The organism is Variovorax sp. J2P1-31 (assembly GCF_030317215.1).
Taxonomy (GTDB): domain Bacteria; phylum Pseudomonadota; class Gammaproteobacteria; order Burkholderiales; family Burkholderiaceae_C; genus Variovorax.
The window spans coordinates 1,190,014-1,206,481 of record NZ_JASZYA010000001.1 but is presented as its reverse complement, the minus strand read 5'-3'; the positions used below and the strand labels follow the sequence as shown (position 1 = coordinate 1,206,481).

The window sequence follows — 16,468 nt, the reverse complement described above, 5'->3', positions numbered from 1 at the left end:
GTGTCACATCGTGTCGCTATGCGCAGCGCGCGCAAGGTCATCGCCGCGCTGTCATCCAGCCTCCCTAGGCTTGGCTGCTCCTCTTCATGCATTCACTGGAGCAGCATCCTTGTCTTCCGATTCCTCGTCCCGCAGCCCCCTCCTCCATCGCCGCAGCCTGTTGAAGGCAGGCTCCCTGGTGCCCACGCTCGGCGCGGCTTCGCTGCTCGCCGCCTGCGGCGGTGGCAGCGACTCGGGGGCGGGCACGCCGCCGCCCGGCGGCGGCAATCCGTCCAACCCGCCACCGAATCCCGGTGAACCGGTGGTCGACACGCGGGTCTCGAGCTTCGGCCTGGCGGTGCTGCCCGACACGCAGTTCTACGCGCGCTATGCGAGCGCGGAAACGGGCAACCAGTTCGACAAGCGCTTCGGCAGCACGCCCTTCCTCGCGCAGACCCAATGGCTGGCCGACAACGCGGCCGCGCTCAAGATCCCCTTCGTGATCCACGTGGGCGACATCGTCGACCAGGTCGGCAAGCCGCAGCAATGGGAGATCGCCGACAAGGCCATGCAGGCGCTGGAGACGAAGAAGCTGCCCTACTCGATCCTGGCCGGCAACCACGATGTGCTGCAGGACATCGGCTTCGAGAACGGCCAGTCGGTGGGCACCGACGCGCAGCGCGACCTCGCGAAGGAGCCCTATCTGCAATGGTTCGGCACCGAGCGCGCGAAGAAGCAGAGCACCTTCGGCGGCCGCGACCCGAGCGGCTTCCACGAGTACCACGTCTTCACGGCCGAGGGCCAGCAGTTCCTGGTGCTCTCGCTCTCGTGGCGCGTGTCGGACAACGGCATCGTCTGGGCCCGCCGCGTGCTCAAGGACAACCCGACGCTGCCCGCGATCCTGGTCAACCACCAGCTGATCGCGATCGCGCCCGACGGCGTGAAGCCGCTCGAGGTGGACTACGGCCTGATGCTGTGGGAAAAGCTGATCCGCGACAACGACCAGATCTTCATGACGGTCAACGGCCACCACCACGGCTCGGCGCACCTGACCAAGACCAACGACTTCGGCAACGCGGTCGAGGAGATGGTGGTGGACTACCAGATGGCCTACCAGGGCGGCAACGGCCTGATGCGCTTCTACGAATTCGACCTCACGGCCAAGGAGATCCGCGCACTGTCCTTCTCGCCCTGGGTGCGGCAGAAGCCGGCGGCCACGCTCAACGAGTTCGACCATGTGATGCTGCGCGACGCCAACAACGAGTTCACCCTCCAGATGGACTTCGCCAAGCGCTTCGCCCGCTTCGCGCCCAACTTCAAGCCCGCCGCACCGAGCGCCACGCCGCGCACGCTGGCCGCCACCTCGCTGATGCTCGATGGCTTCAATGCCATCGAGACCCCGCCGGCCAAGCCCGCCGCGAATGCGGAGGACTATCCGCACATCGCCGAGACCCTGGCCCACTGGCGCTTCTTCGGCGGCACCGTGGGCGCGGCGCTCAACGACCGCGAGGTCATCGCCGACGCCTCGGGCAAGGGCGCCAAGCTGACGCGCGGCGCACTCGATGCGCCGGCGGGCAACACCGCGCAACTCGCCGACCTGCGCTGGAGCAGCGACCGCCACCGCCTGTCGTCGGCACCCGGCAGCGTGCAGTTCAGCAACGCCCAGAGCGCGCGCCTGAGCTACTTCATGACCGACGCCGCCGCCGCGCTGAACAGCGAGACTTTCGAGAGCACCGGCTACACGATCGAGGCCTTCATCAAGCTCGACAAGAACTGGACCGACAAGAACGCCTGGATGAACATCATGACGCGCGGCGGCTGGAACCGGAACTTCCCCGGCTTCCAGGGCTGGGACGCCTCGCCGCCGGTGCAGTTCGCGATCTCGAACCTCAAGGAGGTGCAGTTCGAAGTGATCCCGCAGAAGCCCGCGCCGACCTCCTCGCGCGCCAACTGGTCGGGCGAGATCCTGCTCGACAGCTGGCTGCACATCGCGGTGGTCAACGACCCGGTGGCCAAGGAGACCACGATGTACGTGGAAGGCGCGCCGATCCTGCGCAACACGGTCAACACCGTGGGGCTGGCATCGCAGAACCTGCCCTGGGTGGTGGGCGCGGGCTACTACCAGGGCAACGGCCCCGGCGGCGGCTTCCTGGGCGCCATGGGCGAGATCCGCATCGTCGCCAAGCCGCTGCCGCCCGCGCAGTGGCTCACGGCGCGCGCGTCGCGCTGAGTCGGCCCCGCCGGCTCATTCGGGCCGGCGTTCCTACTTCAATCCACCGAAGCCGAAGCCGAACGAGGCCCGCTCCGCCGGGCTGTGCCGCAGCTCGGGCATGCGCGGGCCGGTCTCCAGGTCTTCGATCAGGTCCTGCAGCGCCAGAAGACCGTCGGCCATGGCCTGGGCGTAGCTGCCGCGGGCCTTCTCCGCCTGCGAGAGCTGCGCCCATTCGCTCTCCTGCTCCAGCAGCACCCAGACGAATGCGCCCGGCTCGGGCTCTTCCACCGTCACGGCGATGGCACGCAGGGCGCCGGCCATCTCAACGCTCCGGCAGCCCGAGGTAGGTGCGGACGTCCGTGACCATCACGCCTGCATAAGCCACGGCCGATCGGAGCTTCGTCTCCGACACGGCAAGGGTCTTCGTCCAGTAGCGCAGTTCGTAGTCTTCGTTGATGTCAATCCGCGCGGCATCGGCCGGCCCACGGATGTTCTTGTCGTCTGCCATGGCGTTCTCCAGTAAGGGATGACGACGCTGCCGCCGTCCGGGCACGCAGCAGGCAAGAAAAAGAAGGCAAGGCGCGTCGGACAAGGCCCGCCCATCGCTCGCTCAAGAACGCGGCACCGACCCCCCGAATGCGCAGGCCTGGATGGAAGTCGAGAATGCCCGGTGGCTCGCCGCGAGCCAGCGGTCGTCGGCGCGCTGGAACACCTGAAGCGTCATGCCTCAGTCCCGAGGCGCCGGCCGCGCAGGCCCGGCGTCGCCATCGATGCGCCAGAGGACCGCGCCCACGCCCACCAGTGCGGCCACATCCGATTCGTAGGTGTCGCTGTACATGTCCAGGTGGTCGATCACGGCCGCGAGGTTCGCGATGGCCTGCGGCAGCGGCAGGGCACCACCGAGCTTGGCCATCTCTTCGATCCGCACCATCGCTTGCGTCCGGTTCATGGCCGTGAGCGTAGCCCTTCGCAAGGGCCGGACCAAGAAAATCCGGCGGTAACACTGCAAGCCTGTCGGAGATAGTATTTTTGTCTCAGATGACTAAACTAGCTCTTGAAGTTCAGGAGCCTCCACATGCTCTCGATAGGCCAAAAGGAATCGATCCTTCGCAAGGAGGGCGCCGTTGTTCCCACGTTTCCCAATCGGAACGTCGCGGAACGGCCCCGATACAGCAGGCGCGAAGAAGGCGGCGGGCGTGGGCAGGTCATCGACCTCGTGTACGAGCAGGCGGTGCGGGAATGGAGAGCCACCGTCGAAGCGCTTTACGCGTCCTGGCTCGCCGCACGGCGGTGAGCCGACCGCCTCAGCGGACGCGGCGCCGGGCCCGAAGCCGCTTCCGATGCACCCATGAAAAAAGCCGCTGACCGAATTCAGTCAGCGGCTTTTGCCGTTGTGTTGGTGGGCGGTGGAGGTTTCGAACCTCCGACCCCAGCAGTGTGAATGCTGTGCTCTACCCCTGAGCTAACCGCCCTTGCAGCACTTTCGTGCCACTCAGTGTTTCGCGTCCTGCGAAGCCTCTGATTATGCCACAGAGTTTTGGGACGTCACGTCAATTTGTCGAAAAATCGTTTTTCCCTTGCTCGATTTATCGAGTTGCGCGAGCAGGTCCTCGTGCGCGCTCAGCTCGTGGTCCGTGGCCATCAGCACCGGCAGCACGAAGCTGCTCAGGTCCATGGCCACCACGGCGCCCGTGGTCGGCTCGTTCGATGCCTCGTCGATCAGCAGCGCGTCCTGGCCGCGCGTGAGGTTGATGTAGACGTCGGCCAGCAGCTGCGCGTCGAGCTTGGCGCCGTGGAAGGTGCGGTTCGAGCGGTCGACCCCGAAACGGTCGCACAGCGCGTCGAGCGAATTGCGCTTGCCGGGGTAGACCAGCTTGGCCATGGCCAGCGTGTCCGTCACCTCGCTCACGAAGGTGCGCAGCGGCGGCAGGCCGACCAGCTCGAACTCCTTGTTGAGGAAGCCCACGTCGAAAGCCGCGTTGTGGATGATCAGTTCGGCACCGCGCAGGTACTCGATCACGTCCTGGGCCAGCGTCGCGAACTTGGGCTTGTCGCGCAGGAAGTCGGTCGTGAGCCCGTGCACCTTCAACGCTTCCTCGTGGCTCTCGCGCTCGGGGTTGAAGTAGATGTGCAGGTCGTTGCCGGTGAGCTTGCGGTTGAGCAGCTCGACGCAGCCGAGTTCGATGACGCGGTCGCCGTTCTCGGCGGACAGGCCGGTGGTTTCGGTGTCGAGGACGATCTGGCGTGACATGCGACTGCGCTTTCTCAGTGGTTTTCTTTGGCGTGGTTGATCGAGTACTTGGGGATCTCGATCGTCACGTCGGCCTGCGCCAGGATCGCCTGGCAGCTCAGCCGCGACTGCGGCTCCAGGCCCCAGGCGCGGTCGAGCAGGTCGTCTTCGATCTCTTCGGAGGCATTGAGCGAGTTGAAGCCCTGGCGCACCACCACATGGCAGGTGGTGCAGGCCGCGCTCATCTCGCAGGCGTGCTCGATGTTGATGTGGTGGTCCAGCAGCGCCTCGCAGATCGAGGTGCCCGCGGGCGCGCTCACTTCGGCGCCGTTCGGGCAGTACTCGGGATGGGGAAGGATCTTGATCGTGGGCATTGTGTTCTAGAGGGATTCGACCTTGCGTCCGGACAGCGCGCGCGCGATGCCCTGGTTCATGCGCTCTGCCGCGAAGGCCTCGGTGCCGTCGGCCAGCGCCTTGGTGGCGGCCTCGACCACGGCCGCCTCGGTGGCGGTGGCCAGCGTGCCGCGCAGTGCGCTCATCAGCGCATCGATGGCCGCGCGCTCGGCCCCGGACAGCAGGTCGCCGTCGGCATTGAGCGCGCTCTGCGTGGCGAGCAGCATGCGGTCGGCATCGACCCGCGCCTCGACCAGCGCGCGCGCCTGCATGTCCTGCTGCGCGGTCGAGAAGCTCTCGCGCAGCATGGTCGCGACCTGGTCGTCGGACAGCCCATACGAGGGCTTGACGGCCACGCTGGCCTCGACGCCGCTGCCCTGCTCCTTCGCGCTCACGCTCAGCAGGCCATCGGCGTCGACGGTGAAGGTCACGCGGATGCGCGCCGCGCCCGCGGCCATGGGCGGAATGCCGCGCAGCGTGAAGCGCGCCAAGCTGCGGCAGTCGGCGACCAGGTCGCGCTCGCCCTGCACCACGTGCAGCGCCAGCGCGGTCTGGCCGTCCTGGTAGGTGGTGAAGTCCTGCGCCATCGCGGTGGGGATGGTCTGGTTGCGCGGCACGATGCGCTCGACCAGCCCGCCCATGGTCTCGATGCCCAGCGACAGCGGGATCACGTCGAGCAGCAGCAGGTCGCCGGTGCTGCTGTTGCCGGCCAGCTGGTTGGCCTGGATCGCCGCGCCCAGCGCCACCACCTCGTCGGGGTTCAGGTTGACCAGCGGCTCGCGGCCGAAGAACGCGGCCACCGCGCTGCGCACCTGCGGCATGCGGGTGGAGCCGCCGACCAGCACGATGCCCTGCAGGGCATCGGGCTTGAGCTTTGCATCGCGCAGCGCCTTGCGCACGGCGGCGATGGTGCGTTCGGTGAGCGCCTGGGTGGCGGCATCGAACTGCGCGCGGCTCAGCGCGAACGTGACCGGCTGGCCCGCCACCTCGGCGCTGAAGGTGGTGGAGGTCGATTCGGTCAGCGCTTCCTTGGCGGCACGCGCGGCCACCAGCAGCGAGGCCTTGTCGGCGTCGCTGCCGACCTGCACGCCGGTCTGCGCGCGCACGAAGTCGGCCAGCGCGTGGTCGTAGTCGTCGCCGCCCAGCGCGGAATCGCCGCCCGTGGCGATCACCTCGAACACGCCCTGCGTGAGCCGCAGGATCGAGATGTCGAAGGTGCCACCGCCCAGGTCGTAGACCGCGTAGACGCCCTCGCTCGCGTTGTCCAGGCCGTAGGCGATGGCCGCGGCCGTGGGCTCGCTGATCAGGCGCAGCACGTTGAGGCCGGCCAGCTGCGCGGCGTCCTTGGTGGCCTGGCGCTGGCCCTCGTCGAAGTAGGCGGGCACGGTGATGACCGCGCCGTAGAGCTCGTCGTCGTCGAAGGTGTCCTGCGCGCGGTAGCGCAGCGTGGCCAGGATCTCGGCGCTGATCTCGACCGGCGACTTCTCGCCCGCGAGCGTCTGCACCGTCACCATGCCGGCGTCGCTGCCACCGATGCGGTAGGACATGTCGTCGCGGTTCGCGATGTCGGCCAGGCCGCGGCCCATGAGCCGCTTGACCGAGGTGATGGTGTTGGCCGGGTCCTGCGCGCGCGCGGCCAGGGCATCGAAGCCGATCTGGCGGCGGTCGTTCTGGAGGTAGCGCACGGCCGAGGGCAGCAGCACGCGGCCCTGCTCGTCGGGCAGGCACTCGGCCACGCCGTTGCGCACCGAGGCCACCAGCGAATGCGTGGTGCCCAGGTCGATGCCCACGGCGATGCGGCGCTGGTGCGGATCGGGCGCCTGGCCGGGTTCGGAAATCTGAAGAAGAGCCATGCCGCTATTGTCCCAATTGATCGAATTTGCTTTCGACATCCTGCCCGAAGCGCTCAATGAACATGAGGGCTCTCACCTGCTGCGCGGCAGCCGGGTAGTCGCCCTTCTCGTCGATCAGCCAGTCGAGCGAGGACAGCGCGCGCGCGCGGCCGGTTTCGACCTCGGCCTGCAGCGCCTCCAGCCCGGCCAGGTCGCCGACCTCGTCGAGCGCCTCGCGCCATTCCATCTGCTGCATCAGGAAGGCCGCCGGCATGGCCGTGTTGTTCTCGGCGTTCAGCGGCGCATCGTGCAGTTCGCAGAGGTAGCTGGCGCGGCGGATCGGGTCCTTGAGTCGCTGGTAGGCCTCGTTGATGCGCACCGACCACTGCATGGCCACGCGCTGCGCCGCGGCGCCCTGGGCAGCGAAGCGGTCGGGATGCGCCTCGCGCTGCAGTTCCTTCCAGCGCGCGTCGAGCGCGCCGCGGTCCTGGGCAAAGGTCGCCGGGACGGCGAACAGCTCGAAGTCGGTGTCGTTGAGGTTCATCGCAAAAAAATGCCGCCGCCAAATGAGGCGGCGGCGTTGTTCATTCCAGAAACACCGCGGAACCGGCTTTGCCGGGCCGCTGGTGTTGCCCCCTTGAGGGGGAGGCAGCCACGCGAAGTGAGCCGCTTCGGGGTGGACTAGATCCTGAAACTCTCTCCGCAACCGCAGCGATCACGCTCGTTGGGGTTGTTGAACTTGAAGCCCTCGTTGAGGCCTTCGCGCACGAAGTCGAGCTGCGTGCCGTCGATGTAGGCCAGGCTCTTCGGGTCGACCAGCACCTTCACGCCCTGGTCCTCGAAGACCACGTCCTCGGGCGTGAACTCGTCCACGTACTCGAGCTTGTAGGCCAGGCCCGAGCAGCCCGTGGTCTTGACGCCCAGCCGCACGCCCACGCCCTTGCCTCGTTTGCCGAGGTATCGGTTGACGTGGCGCGCGGCGGCCTCGGTGAGCGTCACGGCCATGTCAGTGAACCGCTTCGGCAGCCGCAGCGCCGACGGCGTGCTTCTGCTTGTAGTCGTTGACCGCGGCCTTGATCGCGTCCTCGGCCAGGATCGAGCAATGGATCTTGACCGGCGGCAGCGCCAGCTCTTCGGCGATCTGCGCGTTCTTCAGTGCCGCCGCTTCGTCGAGCGTCTTGCCCTTGACCCATTCGGTCACGAGCGAGGACGAGGCGATGGCCGAGCCGCAGCCGTAGGTCTTGAAGCGCGCGTCTTCGATCACGCCGGTTTCGGGGTTGACCTTGATCTGCAGCTTCATCACGTCGCCGCAGGCCGGTGCGCCGACCATGCCGGTGCCCACCGAATCGTCGCCCTTTTCGAAGGAACCGACGTTGCGGGGATTTTCATAGTGGTCGATGACCTTGGAGGAGTAAGCCATGGGGTACCTCTTTTCGAAATGTTGGGAAGAACGTTCAGTGGGCCGACCACTGGATCGTGCTGATGTCGATGCCGTCCTTGAACATCTCCCACAGCGGGCTGAGTTCGCGCAGCTTGGCGACGTTGTGCTTGATGGTCGAGATCGCGTAGTCGATCTCTTCCTCGGTCGTGAAACGGCCGATGGTCATGCGCAGGCTGCTGTGCGCCAGCTCGTCGCTGCGGCCCAGGGCGCGCAGCACGTAGCTGGGTTCGAGGCTGGCCGAGGTGCAGGCCGAGCCCGACGACACCGCCAGGCCCTTGATGCCCATGATCAGCGACTCGCCTTCGACGTAGTTGAAGCTGATGTTCAGGTTCTGCGGCACACGGTGCTCCACGCTGCCGTTGATGAAGACCTGTTCGATGTCCTTCAAGCCATCTAGCAGACGTTTCTGCAGGACCGCGGCCTTGGCATTCACCTCGTTCATCTCGAGCTTGATGATGCGGAAGGCTTCGCCCATGCCGACGATCTGGTGCGTGGGCAGGGTGCCCGAACGCATGCCGCGTTCGTGGCCGCCACCGTGGATCTGCGCTTCCAGGCGCACGCGCGGCTTGCGGCGCACATACAGGGCACCGACGCCCTTGGGGCCGTAGGTCTTGTGCGCGGTCATGCTCATCAGGTCGATGGGCAGGGTCTTGACGTCGATCTCGACACGGCCGGTGGCTTGCGCCGCGTCGACGTGGAACAGGATGCCCTTCTCGCGGCACAGCGCGCCGATGCCGGGGATGTCCTGGATGACACCGATCTCGTTGTTGACGAACAGGATGCTGATCAGCACGGTGTCCGGGCGGATGGCGGCCTTCAGGGCCTCCATGTCGACCAGGCCGTCTTCCTTGACATCGAGGTAGGTCACTTCGAAGCCGACACGCTCCAGCTCGCGCATGGTGTCCAGCACGGCCTTGTGTTCGGTCTTGAGCGTGATGAGGTGCTTGCCCTTGCCCTTGTAGAACTGGGCGGCACCCTTCAGGGCCAGGTTGATCGACTCGGTCGCGCCGCTGGTCCAGACGATCTCGCGCGGATCCGCACCGATCAGCTCGGCGACCTGGTCGCGGGCCTTCTCGACGGCCTCCTCGGCTTCCCAGCCCCACGCATGGCTGCGCGAAGCGGGATTGCCGAAGTGCTCGCGCAGCCACGGGATCATCGCGTCGACGACGCGCGGGTCGACCGGCGTGGTCGCGCCGTAGTCAAGATAGATGGGGAAATGCGGGGTGACGTCCATGGCTCACTCAGACTGCGTGGGAATGTTGTTGATCTCAGGCGATGCGGGGATGCAGCACCCGAAGGCGCCGCCCTTCATCACGACTTGGCAAACACGTTGCCCAGCGCGAACACCGAATTCGGCGCGTTCACGCGGATGGGCTTGACGACCGGCTGGCTCGAGATGGCGCGCTTGATCGCGGGCTTGTTCTCGATCTGCACGCCCTTGGCGATCTGGTCGTCGACCAGCTTCTGCAAGGTGACGGAGTCGAGGAACTCGACCATGCGCTGGTTGAGCGAGGCCCAGAGCTCGTGCGTCATGCAACGGCCGGCTTCGCCCAGGCAGTTTTCCTTGCCGCCGCAATGCGTGGCATCGATGGGCTCGTCGACCGACACGATGATGTCGGCCACGGTGATGTCGGCCGCCTTGCGGCCCAGGCTGTAACCGCCGCCGGGGCCGCGGGTGGACTCGACCAGCTCATGCCGGCGCAGCTTGCCGAACAGCTGTTCCAGGTAGGACAGCGAGATCTGCTGGCGCTGGCTGATGGCCGCCAGCGTGACCGGCCCTGTGTTCTGGCGCAGGGCCAGATCGATCATGGCGGTGACCGCAAAACGACCTTTGGTAGTGAGACGCATCGCAAGCTCCTTGTGTGCTCGTAACATAGACACCGAAGCCGAAGCCCGGTGGCGTGGTCTCCGCCCTTGCCGACCCGTCACCGCGAGGTGCGAACCGGTCCTTCATCGCGAAGTTTTTCTTGTTGTTGACTGTTTCGCTCAAGTATAGCAGAAAGCCCTCCGTCGCGCTCGGGTAAACCCGAGACCGGTTCAGGCCGGCGGGATGTGGTCGCCGCCCGAGGCGCCGAAGGCCTGTTCGCGCAGCACCGAGAGCTGGTCGCGCACCCGCGCCGCCTTCTCGAATTCGAGGTTGCGGGCGTGCTCTAGCATGAGCTTCTCGAGCCGCTTGATCTCGCGCGCCACGTCCTTCTCGCTCATGTCCTCGACCTTGGCGCGCTCCAGTTCCAGCTTGGCCATTTCCTTGCCGGTCTTCTCGCTGTAGACGCCGTCGATCAAATCGCGCACCTTCTTGACGATGCTGCGCGGCGTGATGCCGTTCGCCTCGTTGTGGGCGATCTGCTTGGTGCGCCGGCGCTCGGTCTCGCCGATCGCCTTCGTCATCGAATCCGTCATGCGGTCGGCGTAGAGGATCGCCTTGCCGTTGAGGTTGCGCGCCGCGCGGCCGATGGTCTGGATCAGCGAACGCTCGGCGCGCAGGAAGCCTTCCTTGTCGGCGTCGAGGATCGCCACCAGCGACACCTCCGGGATGTCCAGCCCCTCGCGCAGCAGGTTGATGCCCACCAGCACGTCGAAGGCGCCCAGCCGCAGGTCGCGCAGGATCTCGACCCGCTCCACCGTGTCGACGTCGCTGTGCAGGTAGCGCACCTTCACGCCGTTGTCGCCCAGGTAGTCGGTCAGCTGCTCGGCCATGCGCTTGGTCAGCGTGGTGATCAGCACGCGCTCGTTCTTCTCGACGCGGATGCGGATCTCGCCCAGCACGTCGTCGACCTGGTGGGTGGCGGGCCGGACCTCGACGATGGGGTCGATCAGCCCGGTCGGGCGCACCAGCTGCTCGACCACATTGCCGGAGTTGTCCTTCTCGTACTGCGCCGGCGTGGCCGAGACGAAGATGCACTGGCGCATCCGCTTCTCGAACTCCTCGAACTTGAGCGGCCGGTTGTCCATGGCCGAGGGCAGCCGGAAGCCGTACTCGACCAGCGTGGTCTTGCGCGCCCGGTCGCCGTTGTACATGCCGCCGAGCTGGCCGATCATCTGATGGCTCTCGTCGAGGAACATCAGCGCGTCCTTGGGCAGGTAGTCGGTCAGCGTCGCGGGCGGGTCGCCGGGCGCCGCGCCCGAGAGGTGGCGCGAGTAGTTCTCAATGCCCTTGCAGTGGCCGATCTCGGCCAGCATCTCGAGGTCGAAGCGGGTGCGCTGCTCGAGCCGCTGCGCCTCGACCAGCTTGCCCTGGCCGACGAATTCCTTGACGCGGTCGACCAGCTCCAACTTGATGGTCTCGACCGCGGTCATGACCTTGTCGCGCGGCGTCACGTAGTGGCTCGACGGGTAGACCGTGAAGCGAGGGATCTTCTGCCGGATGCGCCCGGTCAGCGGATCGAAGAGCTGCAGCGTCTCGATCTCGTCGTCGAACAGCTCGATCCGGATCGCCAGCTCGCTGTGCTCGGCCGGGAACACGTCGATGGTGTCGCCGCGCACGCGGAAGGTGCCGCGCGAGAAATCCTGTTCGTTGCGCATGTACTGCATGCGGATCAGCCGGCCGATCACGTCGCGCTGGCCGATCTTGTCGCCCGTGCGCATGATGAAGCGCATCTGGGTGTAGTCCTCGGGCGTGCCGATGCCGTAGATCGCGCTCACCGTGGCCACGATCACCGTGTCGCGCCGCTCGAGCACGCTCTTGGTGGCCGACAGCCGCATCTGCTCGATGTGCTCGTTGATCGAGCTGTCCTTCTCGATGAACAGGTCGCGCTGGGGCACGTAGGCCTCGGGCTGGTAGTAGTCGTAATAGCTCACGAAGTACTCGACCGCGTTCTTGGGGAAGAACTCGCGGAACTCGCTGTACAGCTGCGCGGCCAGCGTCTTGTTGGGCGCGAACACGATCGCCGGGCGGCCCATGCGCGCGATCACGTTGGCCATGGTGAAGGTCTTGCCGGAGCCGGTCACGCCCAGCAGGGTCTGGAACACCTCGCCGTTTTCCACGCCCTCGACCAGCTGCTCGATGGCCGCGGGCTGGTCGCCGGCCGGCGGATAGGGCTGGAACAGCTCGAATGGCGAGCCCGGATAGGAGATGAAAGTCCCCTCCTTGGCGGGTCCCACGGGGTCGGCGTGGGGGGATTTGGAGCTGACTTCGGAAATTTCGGGCATGGCGTGTCCGTCCCAGGTGGCGTACGGTCGGTAAAATTCAAGGCAACCTGAAAGCCTAATACAGCTTCGGGCCCAGAGCCAGAGGCGGTTTGCTTCCCGAACCGCCGGCGAACCGATTCATCCTGAGGACTTCTTCATGTCTATGTTCACCGCCGTCGAGATGGCGCCGCGCGATCCCATCCTGGGTCTCAACGAGCAATATGCCGCCGACAGCAACCCCAACAAGGTCAATCTCGGCGTCGGCGTGTACTACGACGACAACGGCAAGCTGCCGCTCCTGGCCTGCGTTCAGGCGGTGGAGCAGGACATGATGAAGGCGCCCAGCGCCCGCGGCTACCTGCCCATCGACGGCATCGCCGCCTACGACAGCGCGGTCAAGGGCCTGGTCTTCGGCGCCGACAGCGAACCGGTCAAGTCCGGCCGCGTGGCGACCATCCAGGCCATCGGCGGCACGGGCGGCCTGAAGGTCGGCGCCGACTTCCTCAAGAAGCTCAACCCCGACGCCAAGGTGCTGATCAGCGACCCGAGCTGGGAAAACCACCGCGCGCTGTTCACCAACGCCGGCTTCGTGGTCGAAAGCTACCCCTACTACGACGCGGCCAAGCGCGGCGTGAACTTCGAAGGCATGCTGGGCGCGCTCAACGCCGCCCCGGCCGGCACGGTGGTCGTGCTGCACGCCTGCTGCCACAACCCGACCGGCTACGACATCACCCCGGCCCAGTGGGACCAGGTGGTCGCGGCGGTCAAGGCGAAGAACCTCGTCACCTTCCTCGACATGGCCTACCAGGGCTTCGGCAACGGCATCGAGGAGGACGGCGCCGTGATCGGCAAGTTCGTCGCCGCCGGCCTGAGCTTCTTCGTCTCGACCTCCTTCTCCAAGAGCTTCAGCCTCTACGGCGAACGCGTGGGCGCGCTGTCGGTGCTGTGCGAGGACAAGGACCAGGCCGCGCGCGTGCTGTCGCAGCTCAAGATCACGATCCGCACCAACTACAGCAACCCGCCGATCCATGGCGGCGCCGTGGTCGCGGCCGTGCTCAACGACCCGGCCCGCCGCGCGGTCTGGGAGAAGGAACTGGCCGAGATGCGCACCCGCATCAAGGCCATGCGCCAGACCCTGGTCGACGGCCTCAAGGCCGCCGGCGTGCAGCAGGACATGAGCTTCATCACCACCCAGATCGGCATGTTCAGCTACTCGGGCCTGAGCAAGGACCAGATGGTCCGCCTGCGCAACGAATTCGGCGTCTACGGCACCGACACCGGCCGCATGTGCGTGGCCGCGCTCAACAGCAAGAACATCGACTACGTCTGCCAGAGCATCGCCAAGGTGATCTGACGGGCGAGGGAAACGCACGTGTAGGGGCAGGCCCCTACACGCGCGTCGTGCCAAGTTGATATATTGCACTGCAGCAATCAACGACAGGGATCACGATGCTCTACCACCTCTACGAAGCCCAGCGGTCCCTGATGGAACCGCTGACCGACTTCGCCCAGGCCGCGGCCAAGCTCTACAGCAACGGCACGCCGCTGTCGCACACGCCGCTCGCGCAGCGCATGGCCGCCGGCTACGACCTGCTCTACCGGCTGGGCAAGGACTACGAGAAGCCGGAATTCGGCATCACCTCGGTCAAGGTCGACGGCACCGACGTGGTGATCCAGGAGGCGGTCGAGCTCGACAAGCCCTTCTGCCAGCTGCGGCGCTTCAAGCGCTTCACCGACAAGCCCGAAACCCTGCAGAAGCTCAAGAAGCAGCCGGTTGTGCTGATCGTGGCGCCGCTGTCGGGCCACTACGCCACCCTGCTGCGCGACACCGTGCGCACCATGCTGCAGGACCACAAGGTCTACATCACCGACTGGAAGAACGCCCGCACGGTGCCCACCTCCGAGGGCGAATTCCATCTCGACGACTACATCCACTACGTCGAGGACTTCATCCGCCACCTGCAGGCCGAATACGGCAACTGCCACGTGATCAGCGTGTGCCAGCCCACCGTGCCGGTGCTGGCGGCGATCTCGCTGATGGCCAGCCGCGGCGAACAGACGCCGCTGTCGATGACCATGATGGGCGGCCCCATCGATGCCCGCAAGTCGCCGACCTCGGTCAACAACCTCGCGACCAACAAGAGCTTCGAGTGGTTCGAGAACAACGTGATCTACCGCGTGCCCGAGAACTTCCCCGGTGCCGGCCGCCGCGTGTACCCCGGCTTCCTGCAGCACACCGGCTTCGTCGCGATGAACCCCGACCGGCATGCGACCAGCCACTACGACTACTTCAAGGACCTGATCAAGGGCGACGACGCCAGCGCCGAAGCGCACCGCAAGTTCTACGACGAGTACAACGCGGTGCTCGACATGGACGCCGACTACTACCTCGAGACCATCCGCACGGTGTTCCAGGACTTCCTGCTGGTCGAAGGCACCTGGGACGTCAAGGCGGCCGACGGCGCGGTCGAGCGCGTCAAGCCGCAGGACATCCGCGGCACCGCCATGCTCACGGTCGAAGGCGAACTCGACGACATCTCGGGCTCGGGCCAGACCGAGGCCGCGCACGAACTGTGCACCGGCATCGACGACGGCAAGCGTGAGCACTACGAGGTCAAGGGTGCCGGCCACTACGGCATCTTCAGCGGCCGCCGCTGGCGCGAACTGGTCTACCCCAAGGTGCAGAAATTCATCGCGGCCAACGACGCGCCGCAGAGCCGTGCGGGCGAAGCATTGCCGGTCGACGAGACGCTGCTCGCGGCCGAAGACGTGGCCAAGCCGGTGACCGCGGCCCCGCCGGCGGCCAGGAAGGCCGTCGCCAAGAAGGTCGTGGCCAGGAAAGCCGTGGCCAAGGCGGCCGTGGCGGCTCCGGTCGCGGCACCCGTCGCAGCGGCGAAGAAGAAGCCCGCAGCACGTAAGAAGGCCGGCGCCGGCGCCGCGCGCTGAGCGGCGCCTTGCCCTCGTGAACGGACTCGCCGCACGCATCCACGACGCACTGCCCCAGACGCAGTGCACGCGGTGCGGCTATCCGGATTGCGCGGGCTACGCCCAGGCCGTGGCCGAGGGCGAAGCCGCCATCAACCAGTGCCCGCCCGGCGGCGCCGAAGGTGTCGCGCGGCTGGCGCAACTCACCGGCCGGCCGCTGCGGCCGCTCGATGCGCAGTTCGGCACCGAGGGCCCGCGCGCCATGGCGGTCATCGACGAGGCCTGGTGCATCGGCTGCACGCTGTGCCTCGATGCCTGCCCCACCGACGCCATCGTCGGCATGAACAAGCGCATGCACACCGTGATCGAGGCCCATTGCACGGGCTGCGAGCTGTGCATTCCGGTCTGCCCGGTGGACTGCATCGCGCTCGAGGATGCCACGCCCGGCCGCACCGGCTGGGCCGCCTGGTCGAAGACGCAGGCCGATGCGGCGCTCGGTCGCTACGCGCTGCACCAGGCCCGTCTTCAGAAGCCGAAGGCCGAGCCCGCGCCAGCCCCGGACCCGGCGGCCGCCCCGGTGGACCGCAAGCGCGCCATCGTCGAGGCCGCGCTGGCGCGCGCCCGTGCCGCCTCGCAGCAACGCACCCAGGCGACGAAGCCATGAGCCTCGACACCCTGCTCCTCTACGCCGTCGCATCGCTGGCATTGGCCCTGATTCCGGGCCCGACGATGCTGCTGGCGCTGTCCAACGGCATCGAGGGCGGCATGCGCCGCGCGAGCTGGGGCATCGCAGGCGCATCGCTCGGCAGCATCACGCTGATCGCGGTCGTCGCCCTCGGGCTCGGCTCGCTGCTCGCGGCTTCGGAATGGCTTTTCAACGCGATCCGCATCGCCGGCGTGGCCTACCTCGTCTGGCTGGGCGTCAAGCTCTGGCGCAGCGAGGCGACCGACCTGGGCGCCGCGCTGGCCAGCAGGTCGCCGCACGAAGTCCGCCCGCACGGCCGCATCGCGCTGCTGCGCAGCCTGGCGGTGGCGCTGTCGAACCCGAAGACCGTGCTGTTCTTCGCCGCCTTCCTGCCGCAGTTCGTCGACATCGCGAAGCCGCAGGGTCCGCAGTACCTGCTGCTGGGCGCGGTGTTCGTGGTGCTCGACACCTGCGTGATGCTGGCCTATGCCGGCGCCGGCACGCAGGCCGTGCGCTTTCTCTCGCAGCGGGGCGTGAAGGCCCTGAACCGCGGCTGCGCGGCCGGCATGTGGCTGCTCGCCGCGACCCTGGCCGTGTGGCGCCGGCCCGGCGCCTGACGACACCGCGCGCGGCGCCCGTCGTC

Annotated in this window: 18 protein-coding genes and 1 tRNA gene; 6 read left to right on the top strand and 13 right to left on the bottom strand. The window is 67.0% G+C overall.

What is annotated here, in order from left to right; all coding sequences use genetic code 11:
• Positions 1–160: 160 nt before the first annotated feature.
• Entirely contained in the window at positions 161–2,209 is a 2,049-nt protein-coding gene (locus tag QTI20_RS05555) for a LamG-like jellyroll fold domain-containing protein (protein ID WP_353507261.1), read from the top strand.
• Positions 2,210–2,242: 33 nt separating this feature from the next.
• Here the strand turns inward: QTI20_RS05555 and QTI20_RS05550 are convergent, their stop codons facing one another.
• From QTI20_RS05550 to QTI20_RS05540, 3 genes are all read right to left on the bottom strand, one after another.
• Positions 2,243–2,512 (bottom strand): hypothetical protein, encoded by a 270-nt coding sequence (locus QTI20_RS05550; RefSeq protein WP_286549484.1) that lies wholly within the window; start codon positions 2,510–2,512, stop codon positions 2,243–2,245.
• A 1-nt stretch (position 2,513) separates the two neighbouring features.
• Entirely contained in the window at positions 2,514–2,699 is a 186-nt protein-coding gene (locus QTI20_RS05545) for a DUF3606 domain-containing protein (protein WP_286549486.1), read from the bottom strand.
• A gap of 219 nt (positions 2,700–2,918) precedes the next feature.
• On the bottom strand, positions 2,919–3,140 hold the full coding sequence (locus tag QTI20_RS05540) for a hypothetical protein (RefSeq protein WP_286549488.1): 222 nt from the start codon (positions 3,138–3,140) through the stop codon (positions 2,919–2,921).
• Between the two features lie 126 nt (positions 3,141–3,266).
• On the opposite strand from QTI20_RS05540, the gene QTI20_RS05535 reads away from it, so the two are divergent.
• Positions 3,267–3,485 carry a hypothetical protein gene (locus QTI20_RS05535; RefSeq protein ID WP_286549491.1) on the top strand — a complete coding sequence of 73 codons (219 nt, stop codon included), beginning with the start codon at positions 3,267–3,269 and terminating at the stop codon, positions 3,483–3,485.
• A gap of 103 nt (positions 3,486–3,588) precedes the next feature.
• On the opposite strand, the gene QTI20_RS05530 is transcribed toward QTI20_RS05535, so the two are convergent.
• From QTI20_RS05530 to uvrB, 10 genes are all read right to left on the bottom strand, one after another.
• Positions 3,589–3,663: transfer RNA gene (locus QTI20_RS05530), tRNA-Val, on the bottom strand.
• A gap of 50 nt (positions 3,664–3,713) precedes the next feature.
• Positions 3,714–4,442 carry a DNA polymerase III subunit epsilon gene (gene dnaQ, locus QTI20_RS05525; protein WP_286549494.1) on the bottom strand — a complete coding sequence of 243 codons (729 nt, stop codon included), beginning with the start codon at positions 4,440–4,442 and terminating at the stop codon, positions 3,714–3,716.
• 14 nt (positions 4,443–4,456) lie between these two features.
• Positions 4,457–4,795: an ISC system 2Fe-2S type ferredoxin gene (gene fdx, locus QTI20_RS05520; RefSeq protein ID WP_183027610.1), complete on the bottom strand. Its 339-nt coding sequence runs from the start codon at positions 4,793–4,795 to the stop codon at positions 4,457–4,459.
• Positions 4,796–4,801: 6 nt separating this feature from the next.
• A complete protein-coding gene (gene hscA / locus QTI20_RS05515) occupies positions 4,802–6,667 on the bottom strand; it encodes a Fe-S protein assembly chaperone HscA (protein ID WP_286549496.1) in 1,866 nt (621 codons plus the stop codon).
• A gap of 4 nt (positions 6,668–6,671) precedes the next feature.
• The gene (gene hscB, locus QTI20_RS05510) at positions 6,672–7,190 is read right to left on the bottom strand and encodes a Fe-S protein assembly co-chaperone HscB (protein WP_286549498.1); all 519 of its coding nucleotides are present in this window, start codon (positions 7,188–7,190) and stop codon (positions 6,672–6,674) included.
• A 137-nt stretch (positions 7,191–7,327) separates the two neighbouring features.
• A complete protein-coding gene (gene iscA, locus QTI20_RS05505; protein WP_183027613.1) occupies positions 7,328–7,651 on the bottom strand; it encodes an iron-sulfur cluster assembly protein IscA in 324 nt (107 codons plus the stop codon).
• A 1-nt stretch (position 7,652) separates the two neighbouring features.
• On the bottom strand, positions 7,653–8,066 hold the full coding sequence (gene iscU, locus QTI20_RS05500) for a Fe-S cluster assembly scaffold IscU (RefSeq protein ID WP_286549501.1): 414 nt from the start codon (positions 8,064–8,066) through the stop codon (positions 7,653–7,655).
• A 34-nt stretch (positions 8,067–8,100) separates the two neighbouring features.
• Entirely contained in the window at positions 8,101–9,321 is a 1,221-nt protein-coding gene (locus tag QTI20_RS05495; RefSeq protein WP_286549503.1) for an IscS subfamily cysteine desulfurase, read from the bottom strand.
• A gap of 77 nt (positions 9,322–9,398) precedes the next feature.
• A complete protein-coding gene (gene iscR, locus QTI20_RS05490; RefSeq protein ID WP_140842281.1) occupies positions 9,399–9,935 on the bottom strand; it encodes a Fe-S cluster assembly transcriptional regulator IscR in 537 nt (178 codons plus the stop codon).
• A gap of 189 nt (positions 9,936–10,124) precedes the next feature.
• Entirely contained in the window at positions 10,125–12,236 is a 2,112-nt protein-coding gene (gene uvrB, locus QTI20_RS05485; RefSeq protein WP_286549505.1) for an excinuclease ABC subunit UvrB, read from the bottom strand.
• Between the two features lie 136 nt (positions 12,237–12,372).
• On the opposite strand from uvrB, the gene QTI20_RS05480 reads away from it, so the two are divergent.
• The 4 genes from QTI20_RS05480 to QTI20_RS05465 all read left to right on the top strand — a co-directional run bounded on the left by QTI20_RS05480 (position 12,373) and on the right by QTI20_RS05465 (position 16,442).
• Complete coding sequence (locus QTI20_RS05480; RefSeq protein WP_286549507.1) at positions 12,373–13,569, top strand: amino acid aminotransferase; 1,197 nt, start codon at positions 12,373–12,375, stop codon at positions 13,567–13,569.
• 95 nt (positions 13,570–13,664) lie between these two features.
• Positions 13,665–15,161: a polyhydroxyalkanoate depolymerase gene (locus QTI20_RS05475; RefSeq protein WP_286549511.1), complete on the top strand. Its 1,497-nt coding sequence runs from the start codon at positions 13,665–13,667 to the stop codon at positions 15,159–15,161.
• Between the two features lie 16 nt (positions 15,162–15,177).
• Positions 15,178–15,804 (top strand): RnfABCDGE type electron transport complex subunit B, encoded by a 627-nt coding sequence (locus tag QTI20_RS05470; RefSeq protein WP_286549513.1) that lies wholly within the window; start codon positions 15,178–15,180, stop codon positions 15,802–15,804.
• Positions 15,801–16,442 (top strand): LysE family translocator, encoded by a 642-nt coding sequence (locus QTI20_RS05465; RefSeq protein WP_286549515.1) that lies wholly within the window; start codon positions 15,801–15,803, stop codon positions 16,440–16,442. Before QTI20_RS05470 ends, QTI20_RS05465 begins: the two co-directional genes overlap by 4 nt.
• Positions 16,443–16,468: the final 26 nt, after the last annotated feature.